Source organism: bacterium, assembly GCA_004299235.1.
Taxonomy (GTDB): Bacteria; Chloroflexota; Dormibacteria; order Dormibacterales; family Dormibacteraceae; genus SCQL01.
Window position 1 is genome coordinate 1 of sequence record SCQL01000013.1, and the last position, 1,763, is coordinate 1,763.

2 protein-coding genes are annotated in these 1,763 nt (G+C 66.8%); one reads left to right on the forward strand and one right to left on the reverse strand.

What is annotated here, in order from left to right; all coding sequences use genetic code 11:
• Positions 1–240: adenosylhomocysteinase (locus tag EPN29_03990; GenBank protein ID TAN34219.1), on the forward strand; the 240-nt coding region annotated here is incomplete at its 5' end.
• 75 nt (positions 241–315) lie between these two features.
• Here EPN29_03990 and EPN29_03995 read toward each other — a convergent pair.
• Positions 316–1,476: an IS630 family transposase gene (locus EPN29_03995; GenBank protein TAN34220.1), complete on the reverse strand. Its 1,161-nt coding sequence runs from the start codon at positions 1,474–1,476 to the stop codon at positions 316–318.
• Positions 1,477–1,763 lie beyond the last annotated feature (287 nt).

Sequence of the window (1,763 nt, forward strand, 5' to 3'; positions counted from 1 at the left end):
CCGTCGTTCGTGATGTCGAACTCCTTCACCAACCAGGTGCTCGCCCAGATCGAGATCTTCACCAAGACCGAGGAGTACCCGGTCGGCGTCTACGTGCTCCCCAAGCACCTCGACGAGGAGGTCGCCCGCCTGCACCTCGACGCGCTCGGTGTGAAGCTCACCCGGCTCACCGACGACCAGGCCGCCTACCTCGGCGTCGACGCCGCCGGACCGTACAAGCCCGACCAGTACCGGTACTGATCGACTGCCCCGGTGACGAGGATCAGGCCCGGTCCGCACCGGCACTAGTGGGCATCGCCGTTAGTTCGTCGGGGGTCAGGCCGCGGTGCGGAGGCTGCCGTCGTTGTTGAGGCGATCGAGGTAGCGGTTGAGGTGGTGGCGGGTGTACTTCCAGCCGAACGGTTCGGCCGCCTGGTTGTAGCGGTCCTGGAAGGCGAGGATTCGTTGCGCGAGGTCGTCGAGGTCGGCGAAGTCGCCGGTGGCGATCGCTTTGCGTTGCAGGATCGAGAAGTAGATCTCGACCTGGTTGAGCCAGGAGGCGTGCACGGGCAGGTGCACGAGTTCGGCGTTGGGCCAGGCCACGCGCATGCGGTCGACCGAGGCCTGGCCTGCGTGGGAGGAGCCGTTGTCCACGACCCAGAACACTCGCTTCGCCGAGGCGTAGGGCTCCTGGGTCATGACCTGCTCGACGAGCTCGGTGAAGGGTTCGATGCCGGTCTTGGCAGCGGTACGGCCGATGACGCGGGGATGATGGACGTCGTAGGCGGCGAAGTAGGCCAGAGTGCCGCCACGGCGGTACTCGAACTCGACCCGTCGTGGCTGTCCTGGTGCCGCGGGAGTTTCGGGGTGCCGGCGCCGCAAGGCCTGGAGTTGTGACTTCTCATCAGCGCTGATCACATACTCATCCGGACCCAGTGGCCGGCCCTGCCAGGTGCGTTCGTAGAGGTCGAGGACCCGGCCGGCCTTGGTCGCGAAGTCGGGATCGCGGGGGAAGATCCAGGACCGGTGCTGCCATGGCTTGATCGCGTCCGCGGCCAGCCAGCGGGCGATCGTGGAGACCGACACCGGTCGGACCAGCCCCGTGGCGGTGGCGTGCGCAGCGAGCTCGGACACCGACCACCTGGTCAGCGGCAGGCCGTGGTCGGCTGGCCTGGTGCAGGCCAGCGCTTTGACTTCAGCGACCTCGACAGCAGTGAAGGAGGGCGGGCGTCCCGACCGTGGCCGGTCCTTGAGGCCGTCAAGCCGCTGCCGTGTGCGGCCACAGAACCGGTGCCGCCAGCGACGCACCGTGTCCTCACAGATCCGCAGGTCGCGAGCGATCTGAGCGTTCGCGACGCCATCGGCAGCAGCGAGCACGATCCGGGCCCGGACCACATCGCGATGTGGACTCGATGCCGCGTTCGCGCGTCGGGTCAGGAGGTCTCGCTCATCGGCTGTGAGGACCACGACGTCAGCAGGAACCAAGGGCATGTCCATTTCTGGCGTACTCAGCATCCGGGCGCCAGCCGCCGCGCCGAGCACACGGCAAGACGGCCCCGGTGAGGCGATGACAAGATGACGAGGATGGCCAAGATCCCCGACTCGACCCAGACCTCGTTGCGGCAACGGCTCCTGGCTCGCGCGGGAGAACGCTGGCCCCAGATGAGCGTGTCAACTTTTCTGTGTAAGGAATCGGTCTCCTTGTTCGATTTCTTGGGTTACAGGTGGGGGTTGAGGCGGTCGGGGTAGGCGATTGCGAGCTGGGCGAGGGCCTGTTTCCAGTT